The following is a 21,676-nucleotide window of genomic DNA, read 5'->3' as shown; positions in this document are numbered from 1 at the left end:
TCTTCTTTTTGTGTGTCGTCTTCACTATAAACCTCATAGGTTCGAATATATAAGTCTTTCGGTTCGTTTTTGGGCAAAAACTTGGCGGATAAACAAAGGCCTTTTAAACCCAGTGAGGAGAAGTCCAGACTCGCTTAAAAATGGTTGTCATTGTGTAAACTGACACAAATTTCCGTTGTCAAAACTCAGTGAACAGGAATGTTTATTCGCCTTTAATCTTCCTAACCTCGACCCACGTTGAATGGTACGCCGAGCCGTTCCCGTAATCCTCAACTGTCCCGTCTGTCGTCAGGAAGTTGGCGTTCCAGCCGAGGAGCCTGACCCAGAAGGCCTTGTAGAGCAGGACAACTCCCCTCGGAACGTCGTCGCTGAGCTTCGCTTTTGTTCTTATCCTCCCGCGGTCGTTGAAGACCTCAACCGTCTCGCCGTCTTCAATGCCCCTCTCCTCCGCGTCAACAGGGTTGATGTAAAGGTTGGGGTCAACCATTCCGTAGGTGTTGTGATACTGGCTCGTTATCGTCATTCTGTAGGTTGGCGTGAGCAGGCGGAGCGGGTACTTTCCTTCAAACTTCTGGTATTGGGGAAACGGGCCTAATCCCCTCTCAACGGCCCTCCGCGAGAAGAACTCGATTTTTCCGCTCTGAGTTTCCCACATTCTCGGCTTTTCAGGGATTTTAACGAAGCCCTTCGCCTTCAGCTCCTCAACGCTAAGCCCGTTGAGCTCAAGGACCTTTCGAATTACTTCCTCGTCGCTCTCGTAGAGGTAGGGATTATCTATCCCGAGGGCCTTTGCAAGCAGTCTCGTTACCTCGCTGTTGCTCTTGCCGTACAGCCTCGCGACCGGCTCGTTCAGAGCAACGTAGCGGTGGTAGTAGGAATCCGCTATGTCAAGCCTCTCGAAGAATGTGTTTGCCGGCAAAACGACGTCCGAGTAGAGGGCCGTGTCTGTGAGAAAGATGTCGTGCATAACGACGAAGACGTCGCTCTCGCTTAAGGCTTTTCTCAGCCGGTTCTGGTTCGGAAGGCTCGCGAGGGGGTTGGAGTTGTAGACGTAGAGGAACTTAATCTCACCCCGCTCGATGTATTCTGCCAGCTTTATCTGGGGAATTCTTTTAGCCGGCTTCGTTCTCAGGAACGCGCCTTCTGCGTAGGACTTGTCTATCATTTTCATGTCGTAAATGAAGCCGAAGCGGTGGCCGACGAGGGCGGGAAGAATCGCTATCGCCCTCACTGCCTCGCCTCCAGCAAGGGAGCGCTGGAATCCGTAGCCGATGTGAACCACTCCCCTCTTCTCCGCGAACTCCCGCGCGAAGGTCTCTATCTCCTCGACGCTCAGCCCCGTTTCTTTGCTTACATAATCAAGCGATAGTGTTTTTACATAATTCCTGAATTCTTCAAAGCCGTAAACGTTCTCGCGGACGAAGGCCTTATCGTAAAGTCCCTCCGCGATGATGACCTTCGCAACGCCCAAAGCCAAAAGAACGTCCGTGTCAGGCTTCACCTGGAAGAACCTGTCGCTTTTCCTGGCAGTTTCGGTTCTGACGACGTCAACCGTCCAGATTTCAAGGCCGTGCCTTTTGGCGAGGGCGAAGCCGTGAAGGTTCGTCCAGAAGGCGTTTATCCCCCAGTAGACGATTAACCGCTGGTTTTTAAGCTCCTCGGGGTCGAGACCGACGGCGGTTCCGTAGACGTCCTTTAACGCCTCCTGCCCGGCCCTGTCGCAGATTCCGTAGTCGAGCACGGCGGTGTTGAGGTAGTGGAAGAGCCTTAACGGGAACGCGTAGTTCACAACTCCCCTGTCGCCGGCGTACTGGTAAACTAAGACGCTCTCACTCCCGTGCTCCTTGATGGTCTCCTTAAGCTTCTTCGCTACGAGCCTTATCGCCTCTTCCCAGCTCGCTTCTCTGAAGGAACCGCTCCCCCTCCCGCCGGTTCGGATTAGAGGGTTCTTTAGCCTGTCCTCCGAGTGGAACCACTTCGGGAGCAGAGCGCCTTTGGGACAGAGAAAGCCGGCCGTTATCGGGTGCTCCGGATTGCCCCTAACCCTGAGCCTTCCGTCTCTGAGCTCGCTCACCATCGAGCAGGTGTCGTAGCAGTCCCGCATGCAGACGGAGAAGGGCATGGCAATCACGGGGAAATCTTAACCTTGAAGGCAACGTCCCTCTCGACGAGAACCTTTCCTATCTCCTCGGGCAGAACCGCCATGTCCCAGGCCTTGAAGGGTCCGTACTCCCTCAGGTCTGGCCCGAGAATCGCTGGAAGCTCGGCGGTGACGATGTAGGCTTCCCGCAGTGGTCTTTTAGTTGGTGTTTCAGCTTCGCCCGGCTCGGGTTCGACCTCCGGAAGCTCTTCCCCGACATCTGGAAGCTCCTCGCGCTCGACGAAGGCCCTGAGAATCCTGAAAATCCTCCTCTCCTCGTCGGTCATCTCCGCTATGGTCCCCTCGACGGCGAGGTCAACAATCTTGTGGAGGCGGAGCTTGATTATCTCCTTCATCAGCTCCTCCGCTATCTTGAGCTGGGCTAAGTAAAGTCTCTCCTCGACGCTTTCGCCCCTCTCGCGGGAGCTCTCGGCGCTCAGCTTGAGGGCCTTGATTAGGCTGTCGAACTCCCTGTAAAAGTCGTCGTCTAACTCCGTCAGTTCGACGCTGGAAAGCTCCTGCTCAAGCAGTTCCCTGAGCTTGACGATGTCCATGCCACCACCTCAGAGAAAAGGAAAAGGGAATCACTCCTCGACGCGCGGGGCGAGGAGGAACACGAGCCTTCCTTCGTCCCTAATCATGTACTCCATCTGGAGGGGCATCTCGTTGCCGAAGCGGAGGATTACCTCATCGGCCTTGCCGATGCCCTTTATCATGTCGCTGAGGTAGCTGATTCCGTAGGCGCTCTTGGTTTCCTCCTCGACCTCGAGGTCAAGCAAGCCTTCGTCCTCAAGGGTGAGCTTAATCTCAACCTCGTTGGTCTCGCCCTCGGCCTTCATGACGAACTCGCTCTCGGTGGCGATGAACTTTATGGCGTCGCTGACGAGGGAGGCATCTTTAACGGCCTCCTTGAGAACCTCGCCGAGGACGACAACCTTGGCCGTGAACGGGAGCTCCGGAAGGTCGAGCTCAAGCTCCTCAACGTCTATGAGCGGAAGGCGGAACGTTCTCTTTGCCGTTCCCTCGAAGGTTATCTCAAGAAAGTTCTCGTCGCCCTTCCTGAGGATGAGCGTGTCCTTGGCCTTTCCGCGCTTGAGTATCTTCTTGAACTGGTCCATGTTGATTCCAACGGTTTCCGGTTCCTCGACCTCGTACTTGGAGAATATGCTCTCCGGGAGGTTGAGGTCTATGAGAACGACCCTGCTCGGGTCCATCGCGCGCATGCTTATACCTTCCTCGGTGAACTTGAAGGCGGCCTCGTCTATCAGGTTGCTCGCTGTCGCGATAAGGTCTGCAAACTCCTTGGCACCGTCAAAAACGACCTCGAACGGCATCTTCATCCCTCCAGTATTTTAAGCATGAGCCTAACCCTTTCTTTTCCGCGGAATAAATAAGCTTTTCCGTTGTCGGTATCAGGAACCCTGCGGTAGGCTTCCTCAAGCTCCTTCAGGGCCTTTCTCGCGAGCCTGATGAGGGTTTCGCGCTCGAGCTCGTTCACTCGTAGGCCCTCCATACGTAGCCGCACTTGGTGCACTTGTAGAATATCGTGCTCGGCTCGTCGCCGGCCCTCGTCTGCATCTCCCACCAGTAGGCCGTGTCGTTGCCGCACTTGGGACAGGTGACCTTGGTGGTCGGCAGGGTCTTGACGTCTTGCTCAATGACGACTATCTCCTCGTCCGGCTTGTGCTCGACCTTCTGCGTTATTCTGGTTTTAGCCCTGTCCTTCTCCTCGTCAAAGGGCTCCTCGTAGCCACAGACGCGACAGACCCAGACCTTCTTCTTCCGGTCAGGGAGCATGAGGTTACCGCACTTCGGACAGAACTTCATGAGCATCACCCCTCTAGCCGGGGGTTGGGTATGTGGGTGGAGAATAAAAAGTTTTGCCAGAAGAGGCGGTAGGAGATAAATGAAACATCAGCCCTCGATGTAGAACTCGGCGCTCACGGTGAGGGTCATTTGTTGAGTTGAAACTTTCTTCACTATCTTATAATGGCCAGATGAGAGCTTCAGCTGGGAGAGGCTGACCTTCTGGGTCCAGCTCTTCCCGGGTTCAAGCTGAACAACCGACTGAATGAACATTAGGTCAACGTTTACCTTGACCCATTTTCCGTTCTCCTCGCGATAGAGCTCGAAGGGATAGCCAACGGTAACGGTCTCGTTGCCGTTGTTGGTAACTGTCAGGACCATCGTGTCCGTCGGTGAGTAGCGCTCCCTATCGAGGGAAAGATTAATCGGGGCCTTCTTTCCCTGTGACGCTTCGGCCGAGCTGTTGGAACCAATGAGGAAGTAACCCGCCACCAATCCGACGATTATTAAAACCGCAAGGACTGCCCTCTTCACGGACACCACCAAGATAAACTCACCACAAGAGTAATTAACGCTTTCGTTCGTTTCAAAATGATTTGAAGGGGTTTGATTTTAGCCGTGATTTAAGCCCCTTATTTGACCCCCTGATTTTACGCGCACGGTTACGGTGCCTGGCGGGGGTGCGCGGTGAATGAAGGCCAGGCACCGCTGGAAACGCCTTGAGAAGGAAGCTTATAACTTTTTCTTCAAGAAAATCCGAGACCGTTGGAGAATCCTTGGAAGTAAACCAAGGTAAGAATGGAAAAGCTGGAGGGAGCCCAATCACTCCCTGAGCGGCAGGCCGTGGTCGAAGGAGTAGTAGACCTTCTGGAACTCGGCGCGGAAGCCGTAGACGTCGCGCCTGACCTTGACCGGGTCCTCCTTGTCGATGAGGACGCGGCGGATGAACCTGGCAATCTCCTTCATGTCGTCCTCGAACATTCCAACGCGGGTCATCTCCTGGACGCCTATGCGCAGACCGCTCGGCTCGTTGACCTTCTCAAGCGGGTCCCAGGGCAGAAGGTTCTTGTTGAGGATTATGCCGGCCTCTTCAAGGAGCGGTGCCGCCCAGCCTCCGGCAGCGGGGTGGAGGTCGCTGACGTCAACGATGACCTGGTGGCTCTCGGTGTAGCCCTTGTCCTCACCGATGACCTTGAAGCCCTCCTCTGCAAGGGCCTCGGCCAGCGCTTTCGCGTTCTTGACTATCTGCTTCGCGTACTTCTCACCGTACTCGAGCATCTCGGCCGCGGTGAGGGTCTTTCCGGCCATGTGGTGGAGGTGGTGGTTGCTAAGGACTCCTGGGAAGATGGCCCACTGGAGCTTGGCTATCTCCTCGGTCTCGCCGAAGCGCTTGTAGATTATGACACCTCCCTGGGGTCCGGGGAAGGTCTTGTGGGTCGAGGCGGTGATTATGTCGGCACCCTCGCGGAGCGGGTCCTGGAACTGCTTTCCGGCGATGAGTCCAAGGACGTGGGCGCCGTCGTACATGACGTAGGCGCCGACCTCTTTAGCTACGGGCGCGAGCTCCTTGACCGGGTGCGGGAACGGGAAGAGCGAGCCACCGAAGACGACTATCTTGGGCTCGAGCTCGCGTATGAGCTTCTCGGCCTTGTCAACGTCGATGTTGAACTCCTCGTTGTCGAAGGGCCAGGTGTGGACGTCAAGGCCGCGCATTCCGGCGGCACCGAAGGGCATGTGGCTTATGTGGCCACCGTGGCTGGTGTGGAGAACTATCGCCTTGTCTCCCGGCTGGGTGAGGCCGAAGAAGACTGCCTGGTTAGCGTTGGTTCCGGAAATCGGCCTGAGGTCGGCAAAATCACTCTGGAAGAGCTTGGTGAAGAGCTCGACGCCGATGAGCTCGACCTCGTCAACGTACTTACAACCCTGATAGTACCTCTGCTTCGGCCAGCCCTCGGCGTACTTGTGCATGAAACCGCTCGCGACGGCCCTGGTAACCGTCGGAGAAGTCACGTTTTCGCTCGCTATGAGGTTTATCGTGTGGGCCCTCCAGTGCTCGTGGTCCTCAATAAACCCCAAAACCTTGTCGCGGTATTCACGGTAGCTCATCGCGGACACCTCGGTTGTGCTTCGAACGACGGGGATATAAACCTTACCACACCTGTGCACACGTGCAGAGTTGTGCATTATCGGCCTCGAAGGGTTCTTAAGCGGGACACTCAAGCGAAGAACATGCCCTCTGGAAGAATCCGCAAACTCAGCGACGACGGCCTCGGGGTTCTTTGTGCGGGGAGCAAGACCGTTTACATCCCCTTCGCTTACCCCGGCGACATGGTTAGGGTCAAATCAACGAGAAGGCGCTTCGGCAGACTAATCGCGAGGGACTTCGAGCTTCTTGAGCCTTCCCCGCTGAGGGTTCTTCCGAGGTGCCGGCACTTCGGGAAGTGCGGCGGCTGTCTCTGGCAGGGGCTGAAGTACAAGGCCCAGCTCAAACTCAAGGCCGAACTCTTCGAGCGAATCACCGGAATAAGGGCCGAAATTAAGGGCTCGCCCAAAATTTGGGGCTTCCGCAACGTCAGCAACTTCATCGTGACGACCAACGGCGTTGGCCTCAAGGAATACGGAAACCCCCTTGGCGTTGTGGACCTTTCGGAGTGCCCTGTCTTCTCGAAGAGAACCCCCGAATACCTGCGCGCCCTCCGCGACTTTCTGGCGGAAACGGGGCTTGGGCCGTGGGATTTGAGGAGAAAAGCCGGCGACGTTCACTACCTCCAGGTCAGGGAGGGCAAGTTCACTGGAGAGGTCATGGTAAACCTCATAGCCCATCGCAGGCCCGCTGAAGAAACAGCCGAGGCCTTCAGGGACTACTTCTCCTTCGCGGATTCCCTTTACTGGAGCCTCAAGGCCGACGACCGGGACGACCCGCGCGGAGAACCCCTGCACGTTGCGGGGAGCCACTTCATAAGGGAGCGGATTGATGACGTGGTGTATCTCATCCACCCCAACAGCTTCTTCCAGACCAACAGCCACGCCCTTGAGCTTCTCCTCAGGGCAGTTGGGAACTTCACCGACGGCGAAAGGGTTCTCGACCTTTACTCCAGTGTCGGCACCTTCGGTGTCTGGCTGGCGAAGAGGGGCTTTGCCGTTGAAGGGGTCGAGGTTAACCCCTTCGCGGTTGAAATGGCCAACAGAAACGCCGAGCTGAACGGGGTAAACGCCCTATTCCGCGTTGGGAGGGCTGAGGAGACCCCGATAGGCGACTACGACACCGTGATAGTGGACCCACCTCGAAGGGGACTGAAGGAAGCCGGGGAACTGCTGGTGAAAAGTGGAGCTGAAAGGGTCGTTTACGTCTCCTGCAATCCAAAGGCGTTCAGGCTCGACTACGAGAACCACCTGAAAAAAGCTTACCGCGTGGATGAAGCGGTTCTCGTGGACATGTTCCCGCACACGCCCCACGTCGAGGCGATTGTTGAACTCACCCGGAGACGTTAGGTTTTTAAATCCCCTTTTGTACTAACAACGGTGGGATTCTATGGTTTTGGGTGGGAGGAAGAAGTTAAAATTCATAAACGGAATACATCACGGGAGTCACCTCGACACCGTCTGCACCTCCCAGAGGGCAGGGTTGAATCTTATCGAGGATGCCGTTCTCGGGAAGTACCCGGCCAGGAGCGTTGAGTTCGAAAAGAAAAAGCTCCTCGGAAAGGAAAAGCTCTCCTATGAAGTTGTGGACGTCCCCCTAGCCCGCGGCCTGGTTCTCAGAGTCGTAAAGCGTGACATGGAACCGGTCACAGCTTTTCCTGTTCTTGAGGGGGTAACGGTTGAGTTCGAGGTTAAAGAAGTCCTTGAGTGGAAGAAGTGGCCCGAAGCTAACGTCTCGGGGGCGGTTTTGAACGAATATTCCCCCGCGGTTACCTTCTACGCAACCGACTACATCGAAAGGAAGAAAGCCTATCTAAACTCCGAGAAGCTCAACGTTAAGCTGGCTTTCTTTGTGTACACGGGAACGGCGGAGGAGCTCAAGAGGGAAACCACGAAACTGCCCGACGGTAAAGAGGTCGTCATTGACCTCAACGAGGCCGAGATACTTCTTCCAGCGGCGGTGAGCGTTCAGGGGGCTTTTATAGACGACTACGTCATGACCACTCATGTCCTTGAGCTTGAGGAAGTCGAAACGCCCTGCGGGGCCGGCTACATGATGCTCCTCAGCAACGAGCCCGTCGGAAAGGTCAGGGCCTTCGCGCTGAAGGAGAACCTGGAGGGAGAAATCGAGAAAGGCGCGAGCCTGAAGCTCGCCGGATGGCTTCAGGGCGGACTTTGACTTTGCTTTTCAATCGAAGTCCCATATAGTCCTTCCTTCGTAGAACAGCATCACGTAGCCGCAGTTTTTGCATATCACAATCTTGACCTTATGGGCAGTGAAGCCCCACTTGCTGTCGAGCTTTCCCTCCTCAACCTGGAAATCAGTTCCCCCACAGAGCGGGCACTTAAGCCGTCTGCCCTCCATAGTGTTCACCACGGATGATAGGAAAGAAGAATATAAAAGTCTGTCGGAATCAGACGGCCCTCCAGAAGGGGTCCTCCTTGGCCTTGACCTTGGCGGTCATCTTGAGGGCCCTCAGGTCGCTCTCATCGAGCTCGTTCTTGAGCTGTTTGAGAAGTATTATGACGTCGTTCTTGGTGAGGTCAACGTAGAGGGTCTCGCCGGGATGGATGTGCCTGCCAACTATCGCCCCCTCAATCGCTATGGCAACAGCGTCCCCCTTCTTGGCCTCCTGAACGAAGTCGTTCTTGTTCTTGATGGACTTGATGACGCCGACTTTCTCGCCCGTTTCCTTGATGAGGGTCACTCCCGGCCTTATCCTGCCCTCAAGAACCTCGACACCGACTATTGCCGGCTTGCTCCTCCTGAAGACGTAGCGCTCGTCAGGGTAGAGCTTGATGACGCCCGGGAAGGTGACGTTCTTGAGTAGCTTGCGCTTCTTCTTCTCCTCTTCCGCTTTCACCCAGGCCTCGTAGTCCTCTATGAGCTTGTAGATAATGTTCCCGACGAAAATCGGCACGCCCTTGGCCTTCGCGACCTCTTCTGCATCTTCGTTCACCTTGACGTTGAAGCCGAGAACCACTCCGTACTTCGGCTCCTCCTCGCGGACGCTCAAAGCCTCCATAACGTCGGTCTTGCTGATGTTTCCAACGTCGGCCTTCCTTATCGGAATGCCCTTCTCCTGGAGCTCCTTGCTCAAAGCTTCGAGGCTTCCGAGGGTGTCGGCCTTGACGATGACGCCGATTTTACCAGTGCTTATGACGACGCTCTGTATCTGGTTCAGGATTTCCTGCTTGGCCTTCTCCACTTCCTCCTCGCTCCTCGCGGCTATTACCGGTGAACCGGCCAGGGCCTCTTCGAGACCCGGTGCGGCTATCTTCACACCGGCAGCGGCGGTGACCTCGTCAACCTGGTCAAAGCGGAAGCGCGGGTCGCGAATCTCGTCGAGGGGCTTGGGCTTGAGCAGGGCGCGGATTTTGGTCACTATCGCCTTGTCCTTTCCGCCAACGACGATTGTATCGTCCTTCCTCAGCGTTCCATCGTAGATTATGACGTCTATCGTTGTTCCGAGGCCCATCTCCTCCCTGACCTCGAGAATCGTTCCGCGCGCCGGTCCCTCGACCTCTATCTTGAGCTTCTGCTCGAGGTACTTCTGGCTGAGACCCGCGATGAGAACGAGAAGCTCGGGAACGCCGATGCCGTATTTGGCCGAAATCGGGACTATCGCCAGCTCGCGCGTGAAGTCCTGAACGCGGTCGAAGCGGTTTGCCTGGAAGCCGAGCTCGTAGAACTTGCCGATGAGCTCCCAGAGCTTGGTTTCGAGCTCCTGAACGGCCCTCTGGTCCTGCTTCTTAATGTTGACCAAAAACGGCTCGTCCTCCTCGACCACCCAGCCTTTTATCCTGTCTATCTTGTTGGCGGCGACTATGAAGGGCGTCCTGTACCTCCTGAGTATCTCGATGCTCTCTATGGTCTGGGGCTGAAAGCCCTCGTTTATGTCAACGACGAGGACGGCCAAATCGGCTAAGCTTCCTCCCCTCGCGCGCAGGCTTGTAAACGCCTCGTGGCCAGGCGTGTCGATAAAGAGAAGCCCAGGGAGCTTTATCTCGCCCTTCCAGAGCTTTATGAGCGGTCCGGCGAGCTGTTTGACGACGTCAATCGGAACCTCCGTCGCTCCGATGTGCTGGGTTATTCCGCCCGCTTCCTTGCCCGCTACGTTGGTGCGCCTAATCCTGTCGAGGAGCGTCGTGTTGTGGACGAGTATCCCGTTGGCGACGAAGTTGTGGGTCTCGGTGGTTAGGTCGTAGACGTAGCCGTCGTAGTCGAACTCCTCGACTTCCTCAACGGGGATGAAAACGAAGTTCTCGGCGAGGTTGCGGACGTAGGCGACATCGCTTGAATCGAACTCCCTGTTGCGCCAGACCTCAAGGAGCTCCCTTCCGAGTTCCGTAAGCTTTCCGTCCTTTATCAGGCCGTCCTTTTCGAGGGCTTTGAGGTAGTTGTGGTCCCCAGACTTGCCCTCAAGCACCGCGAGCTTCCTCGCGAGCGTTGGGGAGCCCCTCTCGATTGCATCGAGAATCCTCATCAGGGTCTCGTAGCTCGGCGCCTCGCTGGACTCGTACTTTGAGTAGAACGGAACGAAGGAGTTGAGCTCCGTCCTCGTGAACCCGAAGAGGAGCCTGAGGCGCTTGAGCTCCTCGAATATCGGGTAGGTTTCGCTCTTCTTGCTCCTCGCTATCACCCTTTCAAGGCGCTCGGCTTTCTCCTTCACGGTAAACCCGATGAACCGCCTGAACGCCTCAAGGTTCCTCCTGCCTGAAATCACGAGGGTTGTGTATTCCGAACGGTAGAGCTTTGAAACTATGCCGAACCTGAGAAGGACGAGTGAAAGCCCCTCAAGGAACTCCCGAGATGCACTCGTCACTTCGATTCTGACGTCCTTGAGGCTTACGTGTCCGTCGGCGTCGAAGTATCCCCTGAGGAACTCGGCAACGTATTCCCTCGGTGCGACGAAGAGAACGTTCGGAACCCTTATGCTCCTCGCCTTCTGCCTCTCTGGATAGTCAAAGAGGGCGCGGATGAGCCTTATCAGGGCGTTCTTTCCATTCCTGATTTCAATCTCCCATGAGGTTTTTCTCCTCACTCTGACGAGCTCGACGCCAAGGGCCTCCACTGCCTTGAGCCTCTCAAATACCTCAACGTCGTTGTTGGCTATCTTCTCCTGGCTCCCGTCGCCAAACATGACGCCGGCGAAGTAGAAGAGGGCCTTCCATTCATCGTCCGTTTTCGGGAGTCTGATGTAGTGGACCGGCTTGCCTGAGCGGTGAATTCTCGGTGTGAACGCTATCCTCTCAACTCTCTCCCAGAGGCCTTCAAGGTCCTCGGCGCGGAAAACGTTGGAGCGGACCTTGTACTCCTTTTCTCCTTTGAACCTGTCCCTAATCTCATTGAGAACGTCTTCCTCAAGCTTCACTATAAGTTCTGGAGTCGAGAGCTTTCTTCTCACAAAGCGCTCAAAGACGTCCCTCTTCTCGTTGGCATGGATGAACCTCGGAACCGCGACGTAGTCGCCGGGCCTGAGCTGGTCCGCCCGTTTCCATCCCATCGTCGTGAGGAACGGATGCTCCGGAGTCACAGAAACGCTGTGCCAGTTCTTCAGTCTGACTCTCACCATCTTGCCCCTGTGCCTGATGCGCCACACGTGGGTTCCCGTGCGGAGAGAAACTCTTGCATCCCCACCTGCAGACGTTATTGGGAGTGAAAGCTCCCTGATTTCCTTTTCACCGTCGCGCTCAACAACCCTCTTTCCCATCCTGAAGAGCTCTTCGAGCGTTACCCTTCCAAGGCCTGGGACGACGACAGTCTCGCTCGGGAGCAGGCACTTGCCGTGGTCAACATGCCCGAGAACCGCTATGATGGGCTGTCTAATCCTCTTTGCCATCTTCATCACCTGAGCATAACTCATGGCTGGCCTTTTAAAGGGTTCGGGGCAAGGATTAAAAAGGCTGGTGGTAACTCTCGACGGTGGTGAGATGATAGCGCTCGCACTCGGCCTGATTGTTGGTCTTGGGCTTGCGTTCCTGCTTGGAAAGGTGAAGGGCAGAAGCTACGAGCTGACGATGGCCCTCTACACTCCTCTGTTCGTCTACATAATCGCCAACGGCCTTTCAATGCACGTGAGCGGAAACTTCTTCGTGAGCACGCCGCTCGGCGACTATCGGCCCGGAGAGCTTGCGGGAGTCCAAACGTTTCTTGCGCTCATTCTGGCTATTATCTACACTGGCTTTCGAGGAAAAAGAGCCCTCACCGTTGATGAGTTCTCGAGCGTCTCACTTTTGACGTGGATACTAATCGCCTTTGGAATTGGGTTGGCCGCCAGTGAAAACCAAGTACTGCTCATCCTGGGCCTTACGCTCTATGTCCTACTCGGGGCACTATCCCGGAGAAACCCCCTCGGGTGGCTCAGGGCAACCCCATGTCAGGGAGAACTTACCGACATCGCCGGTTCCCGCGGTCTCTCGTGTCTAACTGATGAAGACGGTCTCACTATATATCGGGTTGAGAACACCTTGGTCGTCGGCGGAAGACTCCCGCGGGAGTTTTCCCGGTGGAAGGACGTGGTGGAGTGTATGGCTGACCTTAGAACTGACCGGACGCTCCGTGTCATATCTTACCTCGTCCCGCTGGCAATTCCTTTCATCGGGTTTTTAATGGGTCCGGGAGACATTACTGCACTGGTTCTTGCGGTGCTCGTAGTTCCGCTTTACTTCGGCTTGCTGATAATCTCTGTCAGGAAGACGAGGTCGGCGATGGAACGGGAATGCGAGGAGGTCATTGATGAATATGCCAAGTTTGTCCGGGAGAGAAAGAAGGGAAAGAGAGAGTTCGTTATCGGCTAATCTTTCTTTTCTCATTTACCTCTCAAGGCAGTCCATCGTGTCGAGGTACTCCTTCCTTGCCCTCGCGTGTGTGTGGTAGAACCAGTCCGCCGCTTTACAGTAGCTGTAGAGCTCCTCCGGCTTGAAGTAGAGGCTTATCTCCCTTTCGGCGCTCTCTGGGCTGTCGGAGGCGTGGATAACGTTGTATATCGCATCGCCGACGTCGAGGCCGTAGTCACCCCTTATGCTTCCGGGCTCAGCATCCTTCGGGTCGGTGGCGCCGGCCATCTTCCTGACGACGCTTATGGCGTATCTGCCCTCCACGACCATCACGACGCTCGGGGCCTTGGTGATGTAGTCTATCAGAGCCTCGAAGAAGGGCTTACCCCTGTGCTCCTCGTAGTGCTTTTCGGCGAGCTCACGGTCAATCCATATCATCTTCATTCCCACTATCTTGAGGCCCCTCTTCTCAAAACGGCTTATGATTTCGCCCATGAGGCCTCTGACAACGGCGTCCGGCTTCAGAATAACGAGTGTTCTCTCTATCTGCTTGTCGGCCATAGGCAACACCGCTTATAGAATGGGGCGCGCGGTTAATAGGTTTTTTGGAGTCACGGCAGAAACAGTTGGAAAGGATTAGAAAAGAAAGAAATCACTTCCTCTTGGCCCTCTGAAGGCGAGCCTCCTGGAAGGCCTTGGTCCACTTGAGCTTCCTCGGGTTCCTGCCCATGAAGTAGTACTTCTCGCACTTGCTGGAGCAGAAGAAGAGCACTCTGCCGTCGTTCCTGACGAACATCTTGCCCGTTCCCGGCTCGAACTCCCTTCCGCAGTAGGAGCAGACGTTCCAGCGGGCCATTTTCAACGCCTCCTCCTGATTTCTCTCGCCTCACGCTCGGTCTCCCTGAGGATGACTATGTCGCCGACGCGAACGGGACCCTTAACGTTCCTCCTGATGACGCGACCCTTGTCGCGCCCCTCGAGGATTCTGACCTTGACCTGGGTAACGCCACCGGTGACGCCGGTTCTTCCAACGATTTCGATAACCTCGGCGGGGTAGCCTTCGTCGCTCATACCTCACACCTCTGAAAGACTCGCGGGATGAACCTTAAACCTTTCGTGATAAGGAAGGAAAAGGAGCTCACTTCATGAGCTCCCTAACCTTCGTGGCAATCTCCTCAACGAGCTCGCGGGCCTTGCCGGGCTCGATGATGGCGACGCTCGCGGCCGGAACCTCGATTCCAGCGGCGGCGCCGAGTTCCTTCTTGCTCGGAACGTAGATGTACGGAATCTCCTTCTCCTCACAGAGCGGCGGAAGGTGGGCAACTATCTCCTCGGGGTCAACGTCCTCGGCAATTATAACGAGCTTGGCCTGGCCCCTCTCGACGGCCTTGGTGGTCTCGTTGGTACCCTTCCTTATCCTTCCGGTGTCGCGAGCAATCTCAACGGCCTCAAGGGCCTTCTCGGCAAGCTCCTGGGGAACCTCAAACTTCACGTAGCTCGGCTTCGCCATCTTTCATCCCTCCGAAACCTCATCGTTCATCCAGTTTTGCGAGGGGAGTTTGGGCGAGAATTTAAAAGGGTTTCGCTATCTCACCTTCCTCAAAACGAACTCGCAGTGTTCTGCCCCCATCGCCTCGCACTTGGTCTCTTCTCCCTCCCAGCGCTCTCCCGTGAATTCTGTGAGGAACTGGGCAAGCGAGCCGGCGTAGTTGGGGTGGAACGGATAAGGATAACCTTTTCCGCTCGGGAACAGGTTTGTGCCCCTAATTATTATCACTGAATCCGAGAGCTCAACGAGCTCAAGTTTTCCGCCCCCACTGGCAATCGTGAACTTGAAAATATCCTCAAGGGCTTCTTCTATGCTAGTGTTATGCCTCTTCGAGTACTCGCCATAACCAATAAACTGCTTCTTGCCCCAAGTGTAGAGGAGTTCTTTCCCCTTTTCGGGTCCGAGGAAGTCGTAAACAGTTTCTATAAGGCTCCTCTCGGTCACTTCCTCCAGTATTTGAACCCTTAAATCCTTCAGCCAGATAGTTCCGTTCTCACCAGCCCTGAGCTGAGCCTTCAACCCCTCAAGGCTCTGGTAGTGCTCTTTCATTGGACTAATACCATTCCGGGTTCTCATGTAGGCGAACTTTGGCTCAACGACACGAAGGGGCTGGAGGGAGCGCTTGACTTCCACTACTCCCTTGGAAACCTCAACAACGTAGTCAAAGGGGATTAATATTGCGGCTAGGTCTGATTTTTCGAACACATCAGAACAGACCGCGACAAAAGTCGTCTTTCCGAGGGACTTGACAGAATTAACGAGCCTCACAACGGCTTTTATGTAAATCTTCGGACTGGACTGAAGGGTGTACTGGGAGGTAACATCGTCTATGACCAGAATATCGTACTCGTCCCCCTGAAGGGCCTCCCTTATGATTGCCGTCGTTATGCCCAAATCCAGCGGGTTTGGAAGGACGTTCCGCCCGCCCTGAATACCCTGGCCGTAGAGGTTCGAGTAGCCGTCCAGTATCGTCAGAGAGTCGTCGAGAAACGGCTCGTAGTCTATACCGTGATTTCTAAGCTCCTTGAGAAGCGTGGACGGCGGCTGTCTGAAGTCGACCACTAGAACCCGCTTGCCGGCTTTGAGGGCCTCAAGGACCGCCTGATGCATTAGGATGACGTTATCGTACTCTATTGAGCCTACGAAGGCAACGCTTGAGCCCTCCTCAACACCACCCCCCAGGATGTCGTCAAGCTGTCTCACTCCCAGTGATAGCATTTTATCACCTCTGGAGCCTCTGCAGGCCTTCTTATAACCTTTGCGTGTAGTACGATGCGCATTAGAAAAGGTGCATAAAGGTTCAGAATAAACCCAAAGAGGAAGCAGACGGGACGATATCAGTAGCGGCCAAGCTCATCATCCCTGGGGTCAGAAAATAAAGAAAACTCATCACGGCATCACGCGGTTAACTGTTCTCCCTATCGTAGCCCCTGTAAATCTCAAGACTCCTCCTCGCCCTCGCGCGGGGAATGTGGTGTCCCATGAGGGCGACTATTCTATCGGCTTTGGCCTTTCCGTGGTGGAGCATCTTCCTCTCTGTCTTAATCTTCTCAATCCTGAAGGTGTAGCCCCCAACCTCCACGACCTCTCCGACCGCGAACTCCTCATCCCTCGGCACCTTGACGCGGAAGGACTGCGTGAGTCCCTTCGGCATGTAGATGGACACCTTGATGACCTTTGGATACGTCAGGCTCTCGCCCCAGAGAGTCACTATCTCGCCGACCTTCGCCCGGTTCACCCTCTTTCCACCTTCAAGCTCGATTCCGGTAATCCTTACCTCGTCTTCCTCGGTCTCGACGATGTCGCCGACCCTAATCTCCTCGCCCTCCGGAAGCTCTGCCTCGCTCTTGAAGCTCCTCTCGTGCTTGCTGACGATGAGCGGAACCTTAACGAGCTTTGGAAGCGTCACGTGCCATACGTTGCCACATTCGTTACAGCGAAGGGTAAGCTCCCTTCCGCGCTCCTTGATGACCTCAACGTCATCGCTACCGCACTCGGGACAGATGAAGTACTCCTCCATGTCTCTCACCAGAGGGGAAGAGTGGCGGGGGACTTATAAAGGTTCTTTAAATGGTCAACCCAACTTTACCAAATTCTGCAAAAATTGTAAAGTCAAGTTTGCCAAAAACCCAAAAGAGAAGCGAGAACAGGCCAGCTCAGAGCTGGCTCCCTTCCTCGGGGTTCTTAATCTTCAACAGCGGGCAGACCTCCATGCACTCCCTGCAGTGCGTGCAGAGCTCGTAGGTTACCACTATCTTTTTACTCCTCGGGTCTATGCTCAAAGCTTCCTCCGGGCACTTGCCGACGCAGACGCCACAGCCAACGCACTCGTAGGCCCTCTTGACGAGGTGGTAGGCGCTAATCGCTTCCCCCTCGTCCGGCGCCTTAGCTTTCCTCGTCCCCGTGAAGAACTCGACGTTTCCAGCCCTTACGACGTCCCCCTCAACGCTCACCTCGCCAAGTATCGGCGCGACCTGGAGGAGGCGCTTCTTGTTGAGAACCGTGTTGAATTCCAGCTCGTAACCCTCGCCTGTCTCCTCAATTTTAACCTTAACCGGCTCCCACGAGCGCTCCTCGGGAATATCAACGCCAAGCTTCCTCGCTATGGCCTTTTCGCCCTTGCTAAGCTTCTTCCAGCGCCAGAAGCCGTAGGTAATCCACTCCTCTGGAAGGCCGAGGCGCTTCCTCCAGTGCTCCAGGGCATTCCTCCACTTCTCCCAGAGCTCGGGCTTTTCCTTCTTGAGCCTCTCGAATTCTGCCAGCGAAGCGCTCGGGCAGAGGAAACAGCCTATCCTGTCGAAGCCCCTCTCGTAGAGCGGGTTGTAGGGCAGTTTCCTACTGAAGATGTAGAGCCACACCTCAATCGCGCGCCAGTGGAATATCGGCGACGCACCTATCTCGTTTGGCACCCACTCGTTCCTCCACACGCGCGGCTGCTTAAAGCGCTTTATGCTCTCGTATTTCCTCTGACCGACGAACATGAGCACTCCTTTCGGATAGTTCTCCTTTATCGCCAGAGTTATCGGGCCGAGCTTCGTGACCTTACAGCACCAGCGGTAGTCGCGACCGGGCGGTGAGAAAACGTAGAGTGCCCTCCAGAAGGCGTCTCCAGCGTCCGCAACGACGAACTTTATACCCTTCGGCTCAAGCTCTTTCCTCAGCTTCTCCACGTACTCCACAGTTTCGGGGAACTCGATTCCGGTGTTGTTGAAGAAGACGGTGAAGTCCCCACCAAACTCCTCCAGGGCCAGCCCGAGAACCGCTAAACTGTCCTTTCCGCCGGAGAAGGCAACGGCCACCGGTAGGTCTGAGTATTTGCTGGCAACTCTCCGCATGAACTCCCGGCTTTTCATGACCTTCTCCTCGAGCGCTATCGCGTTCGCCCTTAGAACGTCCTCCATCGTCGCCTTCCTGCCCTCGCGGTAGTTGACGCTTTTCTGCCTCTTGGGCTTGACCCCCGTTCCGCGCTCGCCCTGTATTAGGGCCTCGTAGTCCTTCTTCGCTATTCCCGTCGCGAAGACCTTGCCGTCCTCTGAGACGAGAATTACGTCGTCGTTCACCCTTATGCTCGGGTCTGCTTCAAGGACGCCGACAGCCAGGAGGTTCGCACCGTTCTTTATCGGCTCGACGGCGCCTTTATCGACTATAACCCACTTCTTCATCTTCTTTCCAAAGCGCTTCCAGAGCGCTATGGCGCCTTCAACCTTCAGGCCTGCCCTCCAGCGGAGCTCAATCGGGTCGAACTTGACGTAACCAAAGACGTAGCCGTCCACAATGATTTCATAGGCCTCGTCCTCGCTCGGGAGCTTGTTGAGGAGGACGACCTTTCCGTCAAGGACTTCACCGATGTCAACGCCAAAGTGCTCCGCGAAGACCGACTTTATGAACTCCAGGTCCTTCTCAAAGGCGAACCTCAAATCGCCTGGAGGGGTTATGTTCAGCCTGAAGGTGCTTTCCTTTCCGTGAACGGCACAGCTATCGCCTATGAGCGGGACGTTGCATTTCTCGCACCAGTTTATGTACGCCTTTCCAAGGAAAACCGGTCTCCCCATGCTCTCACCTGAGCCTGAGAGGGTGAGGGGGTTTATAAACCCGGTGGCGTCCTAAGTTTTACATCTTTGTAAAACTACGGACTGTGGTGGGAAAATAAAGTCTACACTTTCAATGAAGGAGCATTCAAAGACTTATTAATCCCACGCTTTAACTGCCAAGACATTAACGCCAAATTGTGTCTATTAGGGACATTTTAAGACTAAAAATGTGACAGCAAGATTTAAGAAGGTCCATAATTACGAGGAATAGCAGGCATGGAGGTGAGCACATGAAAAGGAGCATTGGGGTAGCGCTCGTGTTGTTGGTTCTCGCGAGCGCACTTGCGGTGTCAAATCCCGTTGGGGCACAGAGTGTTCAGGGAGATAAGCTCAGAATAGTACAGCTCGCCGCCCAGGGCAGTCTCTTCATGGGCGTCTTCAACCCGTCCCCGAGCGGAATGACTGACACGTACACGAGCAGGGTCTGGTACTTCCTCAACGACCCTGCCGTTGTTACCGGTTCGGACGTTCAGTATCACAGCTACAGGTGCCAGCTCGTTGACGTTAAGTACAACGTTCAGGTTCCAAGCGGTGCCGTAGTTTGGAACGGAACCCAGAAGAAATGGGTTTCACCCAACACCGGAAAAATAGCCAAGAGTGCCGTTACTTGGAAGTGCGGCCTTGGAACCTGGGTTGACGGCCAGAAGATAACGCTCGCCGACTACTTATTCGCCTACGCAATGGACTGGGAGTGGGCATATCAGGACGATAAGGACGACAAGTACTACAGTGAAGACTGGGCAAACGCACTTCAGAGCGTTCTCTCGAAGGTTCTTGGTCTCAAAATTGACGAAGTCACCGATGACTACATCGAGTACACTATCTATCAGGACTACGTTGTCCCCTACAGCAAATGGGGAACTGCCGTTGGAAATTACTACGTCAAGCCGGCCCTTCCGTGGGAGCTTTACAACGTTATGAGTGAGATGGTTGCCCACGGCGTTAACGGTAAGGCATTCTCCTGGAGCGAGCAGCCCCAGAACGGATTCCAGATTGACATGATTGACCCCGACCAGATGAAGTACTTCAAAGCCGAAGCCCAGGCCCTTCTGGAGAATCCGATACCTCTATGGCTCGGCGAGAAGAGCGGCATAGATGCATACCTTCAGATGTGGGGCGTTGACGCTGCTAAGGCAGGAATAACCACCGACCTCGCCAAGGAGGGCTACGAGAGCGTTATCAGCTGGGTTGACAAGTACAACAACGCACTCATCAGCGACGGTCCGTACTACGTTGAGAAGTACGACCCCAAGGCAATGACGCTCGTTCTTAAGCTCGCCAACAACAAGAGGATTGGCTATCCGGGAGAGGTTGATGGAAAGAAGCTTCCGTGGGACCCGTACTGGAAGGAAATTGACATCTACGGAACCCTCAGCGCTCAGACCGCCGTCCTTGCAGTTGCTAAGGGCGAGTACGACCTCTACTGGTACGCGGTGACCTACAACGAGTTCCAGAACATTCTTGAGCAGTACGGCAAGAGCCTTAACCCAATCAAGAGCATCGCCGTCTGGTGGAGCCTTAACGTCAACTTCGCGGGCAACCAGAGCACTGGGCTCGTGGATACCCCCAGCGGAGTGCAGTTCAACCCGTTTGCACTTCGTGAGGTCAGGTTCGCCCTTAACTGGCTCATCAACAGGCAGTACATCGTCAGCCAGATACTCCAGGGAAGCGGAGCACCCCTTTATGGCCCCGAAGTCAGCGGACAGATAGATGCCTACGCCAGAATTTCAACCGTCGCCAAGGCCATGAGCATAACCCCGCAGGGTGACGAGAACTATGCAATTGAACTCATAGACCGTGCGATGAACGCCGCCGCGGAGAAGCTCAAGGTTGAGGGCCACAAGCTTGAGAAGAAGGATGGCGTCTGGTACTTTGATGGAAAGCCTGTCACAGTCAAGATTATCGCCCGTGTTGAGGACAAGAGGCTTGATGAGGGTAAGTACATTGCTCAGATACTTCAGAAGGCCGGCTTCAAGGTTGACCTCCTCCAGTGGCAGAGAACCCAGGCCAACAAAGCAGTTTACAGCAGTGACCCAGCCACCCTCCAGTGGAACATCTACACCGAGGGATGGGTTGTTAGGGGAATTCACCCGGTGACCAGCACTGCCACCGACTTCTGGTTCCTCGACTACTACGTTGCCCCGAACTTTGGAGCAGGAAGCAAGAACCCGTACACCCTGCGTCAGGTCGTTGATGTCGTCTCAAACGGCGACGTCGGTAAGTTCATAACTTCCCTTGGACTGACCTACTACAACACTCCGGATAAGCTCAAGCCGCTCCTCGACTGGACCGGCTACGACTTTGACATGCTCCTATTCCAGAACAGCTGGACGAAGGGCGGTAAAACCGTCAGCATTGAGAGCCTCGACCAGTTCTGGGACCTCTACAAGCTCGCCTACGCACTCCACCTCTACAACGCCCCCAGAATCTACACAGTAGAGACCTGGAGGTTCTTCCTCACCAACAGCAGGATAACCGTCGAGATGCCCGACCCAATAAGCGGTGTTGGTAGCTTTGTCTCAGCCAGGTCAGTCAAGCCAGCATCTGAAGAAAAGCAGACTTCAACCGGTGAATCGGAGACCCCAGGGGAGCAGACCAGCACTCCAACCTCAACCGCTAAGGAGAAGGGCGGAATCTGCGGACCGGCCGCGATAGTCGGACTCGCCATAGCCCCGCTCCTCCTCAGGAGGAGGCGCTGAGCTTTCTTTTCTTCTCATTCCCACCGCAACTTTTATAAAACTGCCCCGGCACCTTAGGAGCGAGGGCCCGTAGCCTAGCAGGATAGGGCGCCGGCCTTCTAAGCCGGAGGTCGCGGGTTCGAATCCCGCCGGGCCCGCCAGAACTCTTTTCGGTGGTGACCATGGAGCTCAGGGAATTCCAGAATATGATTCGGGAGATTTACTTCCACAAGGATTCAAAGAGGGGAGTGGAGAAAACCTTTCTCTGGTTCGTCGAGGAAGTTGGGGAGCTGAGCGAGGCGATAAGGAAAAACGACCGCGAGGCTATGGAGGAAGAATTTGCCGACGTTTTGGCGTGGCTCGCGAGCTTAGCCAATCTACTCGGCGTTGATTTGGAGGAAGCGGCTAAGAAGAAGTACCCAGGCGTCTGCCCCTACTGCGGGAAGAAGCCGTGTGAATGCGAGGAGAAGTTCTGACACTCCAGTCCCAG

Annotated in this window: 21 protein-coding genes and 1 tRNA gene; 6 read left to right on the top strand and 16 right to left on the bottom strand. The window is 55.3% G+C overall.

All coding sequences use genetic code 11. The features are described from left to right. Positions 1–202 precede the first annotated feature (202 nt). The 7 genes from E3E30_RS03095 to glyA form a co-directional block, all read right to left on the bottom strand. Complete coding sequence (locus E3E30_RS03095) at positions 203–2,122, bottom strand: molybdopterin-dependent oxidoreductase (protein WP_167728904.1); 1,920 nt, start codon at positions 2,120–2,122, stop codon at positions 203–205. 5 nt (positions 2,123–2,127) lie between these two features. Beyond that, positions 2,128–2,694, bottom strand: a complete 567-nt coding sequence (locus E3E30_RS03090) for a hypothetical protein (RefSeq protein ID WP_167728411.1) — start codon at positions 2,692–2,694, stop codon at positions 2,128–2,130. Between the two features lie 30 nt (positions 2,695–2,724). After that, positions 2,725–3,474 (bottom strand): DNA polymerase sliding clamp, encoded by a 750-nt coding sequence (locus E3E30_RS03085; RefSeq protein WP_042689803.1) that lies wholly within the window; start codon positions 3,472–3,474, stop codon positions 2,725–2,727. Positions 3,475–3,476: 2 nt separating this feature from the next. Continuing rightward, positions 3,477–3,638: a hypothetical protein gene (locus E3E30_RS03080; RefSeq protein WP_167728410.1), complete on the bottom strand. Its 162-nt coding sequence runs from the start codon at positions 3,636–3,638 to the stop codon at positions 3,477–3,479. Beyond that, positions 3,635–3,967: a transcription factor S gene (locus E3E30_RS03075; protein ID WP_099210765.1), complete on the bottom strand. Its 333-nt coding sequence runs from the start codon at positions 3,965–3,967 to the stop codon at positions 3,635–3,637. Before E3E30_RS03075 ends, E3E30_RS03080 begins: the two co-directional genes overlap by 4 nt. An 87-nt stretch (positions 3,968–4,054) precedes the next feature. Continuing rightward, on the bottom strand, positions 4,055–4,489 hold the full coding sequence (locus E3E30_RS03070; RefSeq protein ID WP_167728409.1) for an immunoglobulin-like domain-containing protein: 435 nt from the start codon (positions 4,487–4,489) through the stop codon (positions 4,055–4,057). A gap of 279 nt (positions 4,490–4,768) precedes the next feature. Next, positions 4,769–6,052 (bottom strand): serine hydroxymethyltransferase, encoded by a 1,284-nt coding sequence (gene glyA / locus E3E30_RS03065; protein WP_167728408.1) that lies wholly within the window; start codon positions 6,050–6,052, stop codon positions 4,769–4,771. A gap of 123 nt (positions 6,053–6,175) precedes the next feature. Here glyA and rlmD point away from each other — a divergent pair, with 123 nt between their 5' ends. Together rlmD and E3E30_RS03055 are read left to right on the top strand one after the other, a co-directional pair. After that, complete coding sequence (gene rlmD / locus E3E30_RS03060) at positions 6,176–7,438, top strand: 23S rRNA (uracil(1939)-C(5))-methyltransferase RlmD (RefSeq protein ID WP_167728407.1); 1,263 nt, start codon at positions 6,176–6,178, stop codon at positions 7,436–7,438. 40 nt (positions 7,439–7,478) lie between these two features. Further along, positions 7,479–8,267, top strand: coding sequence for a hypothetical protein (locus E3E30_RS03055; protein WP_167728406.1), 789 nt, complete (start codon positions 7,479–7,481; stop codon positions 8,265–8,267). A gap of 9 nt (positions 8,268–8,276) precedes the next feature. Here E3E30_RS03055 and E3E30_RS03050 read toward each other — a convergent pair whose 3' ends face one another. Next, on the bottom strand, positions 8,277–8,462 hold the full coding sequence (locus tag E3E30_RS03050) for a hypothetical protein (RefSeq protein ID WP_167728020.1): 186 nt from the start codon (positions 8,460–8,462) through the stop codon (positions 8,277–8,279). A gap of 40 nt (positions 8,463–8,502) precedes the next feature. After that, on the bottom strand, positions 8,503–11,931 hold the full coding sequence (infB, locus tag E3E30_RS03045) for an intein-containing translation initiation factor aIF-2 (protein WP_167728903.1): 3,429 nt from the start codon (positions 11,929–11,931) through the stop codon (positions 8,503–8,505). A gap of 67 nt (positions 11,932–11,998) precedes the next feature. Here infB and E3E30_RS03040 point away from each other — a divergent pair, with 67 nt between their 5' ends. Next, complete coding sequence (locus E3E30_RS03040) at positions 11,999–12,889, top strand: hypothetical protein (protein ID WP_167728405.1); 891 nt, start codon at positions 11,999–12,001, stop codon at positions 12,887–12,889. 15 nt (positions 12,890–12,904) lie between these two features. Here E3E30_RS03040 and ndk read toward each other — a convergent pair whose 3' ends face one another. The 7 genes from ndk to E3E30_RS03005 form a co-directional block, all read right to left on the bottom strand. Next, complete coding sequence (gene ndk / locus E3E30_RS03035) at positions 12,905–13,429, bottom strand: nucleoside-diphosphate kinase (RefSeq protein ID WP_042689821.1); 525 nt, start codon at positions 13,427–13,429, stop codon at positions 12,905–12,907. Between the two features lie 91 nt (positions 13,430–13,520). After that, entirely contained in the window at positions 13,521–13,724 is a 204-nt protein-coding gene (locus E3E30_RS03030; RefSeq protein WP_011250260.1) for a 50S ribosomal protein L24e, read from the bottom strand. 2 nt (positions 13,725–13,726) lie between these two features. Then, positions 13,727–13,939, bottom strand: coding sequence for a 30S ribosomal protein S28e (locus tag E3E30_RS03025; protein ID WP_011250261.1), 213 nt, complete (start codon positions 13,937–13,939; stop codon positions 13,727–13,729). 67 nt (positions 13,940–14,006) lie between these two features. Next, the gene (gene rpl7ae / locus E3E30_RS03020) at positions 14,007–14,378 is read right to left on the bottom strand and encodes a 50S ribosomal protein L7Ae (protein WP_042689830.1); all 372 of its coding nucleotides are present in this window, start codon (positions 14,376–14,378) and stop codon (positions 14,007–14,009) included. A 75-nt stretch (positions 14,379–14,453) separates the two neighbouring features. After that, positions 14,454–15,635 (bottom strand): V4R domain-containing protein, encoded by a 1,182-nt coding sequence (locus E3E30_RS03015; protein WP_042689833.1) that lies wholly within the window; start codon positions 15,633–15,635, stop codon positions 14,454–14,456. A 187-nt stretch (positions 15,636–15,822) separates the two neighbouring features. Then, positions 15,823–16,437: an HVO_0476 family zinc finger protein gene (locus E3E30_RS03010; RefSeq protein ID WP_167728902.1), complete on the bottom strand. Its 615-nt coding sequence runs from the start codon at positions 16,435–16,437 to the stop codon at positions 15,823–15,825. Positions 16,438–16,573: 136 nt separating this feature from the next. Then, entirely contained in the window at positions 16,574–18,469 is a 1,896-nt protein-coding gene (locus E3E30_RS03005) for a phosphoadenosine phosphosulfate reductase family protein (protein ID WP_167728404.1), read from the bottom strand. A 269-nt stretch (positions 18,470–18,738) separates the two neighbouring features. On the opposite strand from E3E30_RS03005, the gene E3E30_RS03000 reads away from it, so the two are divergent. From E3E30_RS03000 to E3E30_RS02990, 3 genes are all read left to right on the top strand, one after another. Further along, on the top strand, positions 18,739–21,207 hold the full coding sequence (locus E3E30_RS03000; RefSeq protein WP_167728403.1) for an ABC transporter substrate-binding protein: 2,469 nt from the start codon (positions 18,739–18,741) through the stop codon (positions 21,205–21,207). 63 nt (positions 21,208–21,270) lie between these two features. Then, positions 21,271–21,347: transfer RNA gene (locus E3E30_RS02995), tRNA-Arg, on the top strand. A gap of 21 nt (positions 21,348–21,368) precedes the next feature. Continuing rightward, positions 21,369–21,662: a MazG nucleotide pyrophosphohydrolase domain-containing protein gene (locus E3E30_RS02990; protein WP_167728901.1), complete on the top strand. Its 294-nt coding sequence runs from the start codon at positions 21,369–21,371 to the stop codon at positions 21,660–21,662. Positions 21,663–21,676: the final 14 nt, after the last annotated feature.

It is taken from the genome of Thermococcus sp. 9N3 (assembly GCF_012027685.1).
In the GTDB taxonomy this organism is placed as follows: domain Archaea; phylum Methanobacteriota_B; class Thermococci; order Thermococcales; family Thermococcaceae; genus Thermococcus; species Thermococcus nautili.
Note: the sequence above shows the minus strand (reverse complement) of the source record. Positions and strands in the feature narration are given on the sequence as shown.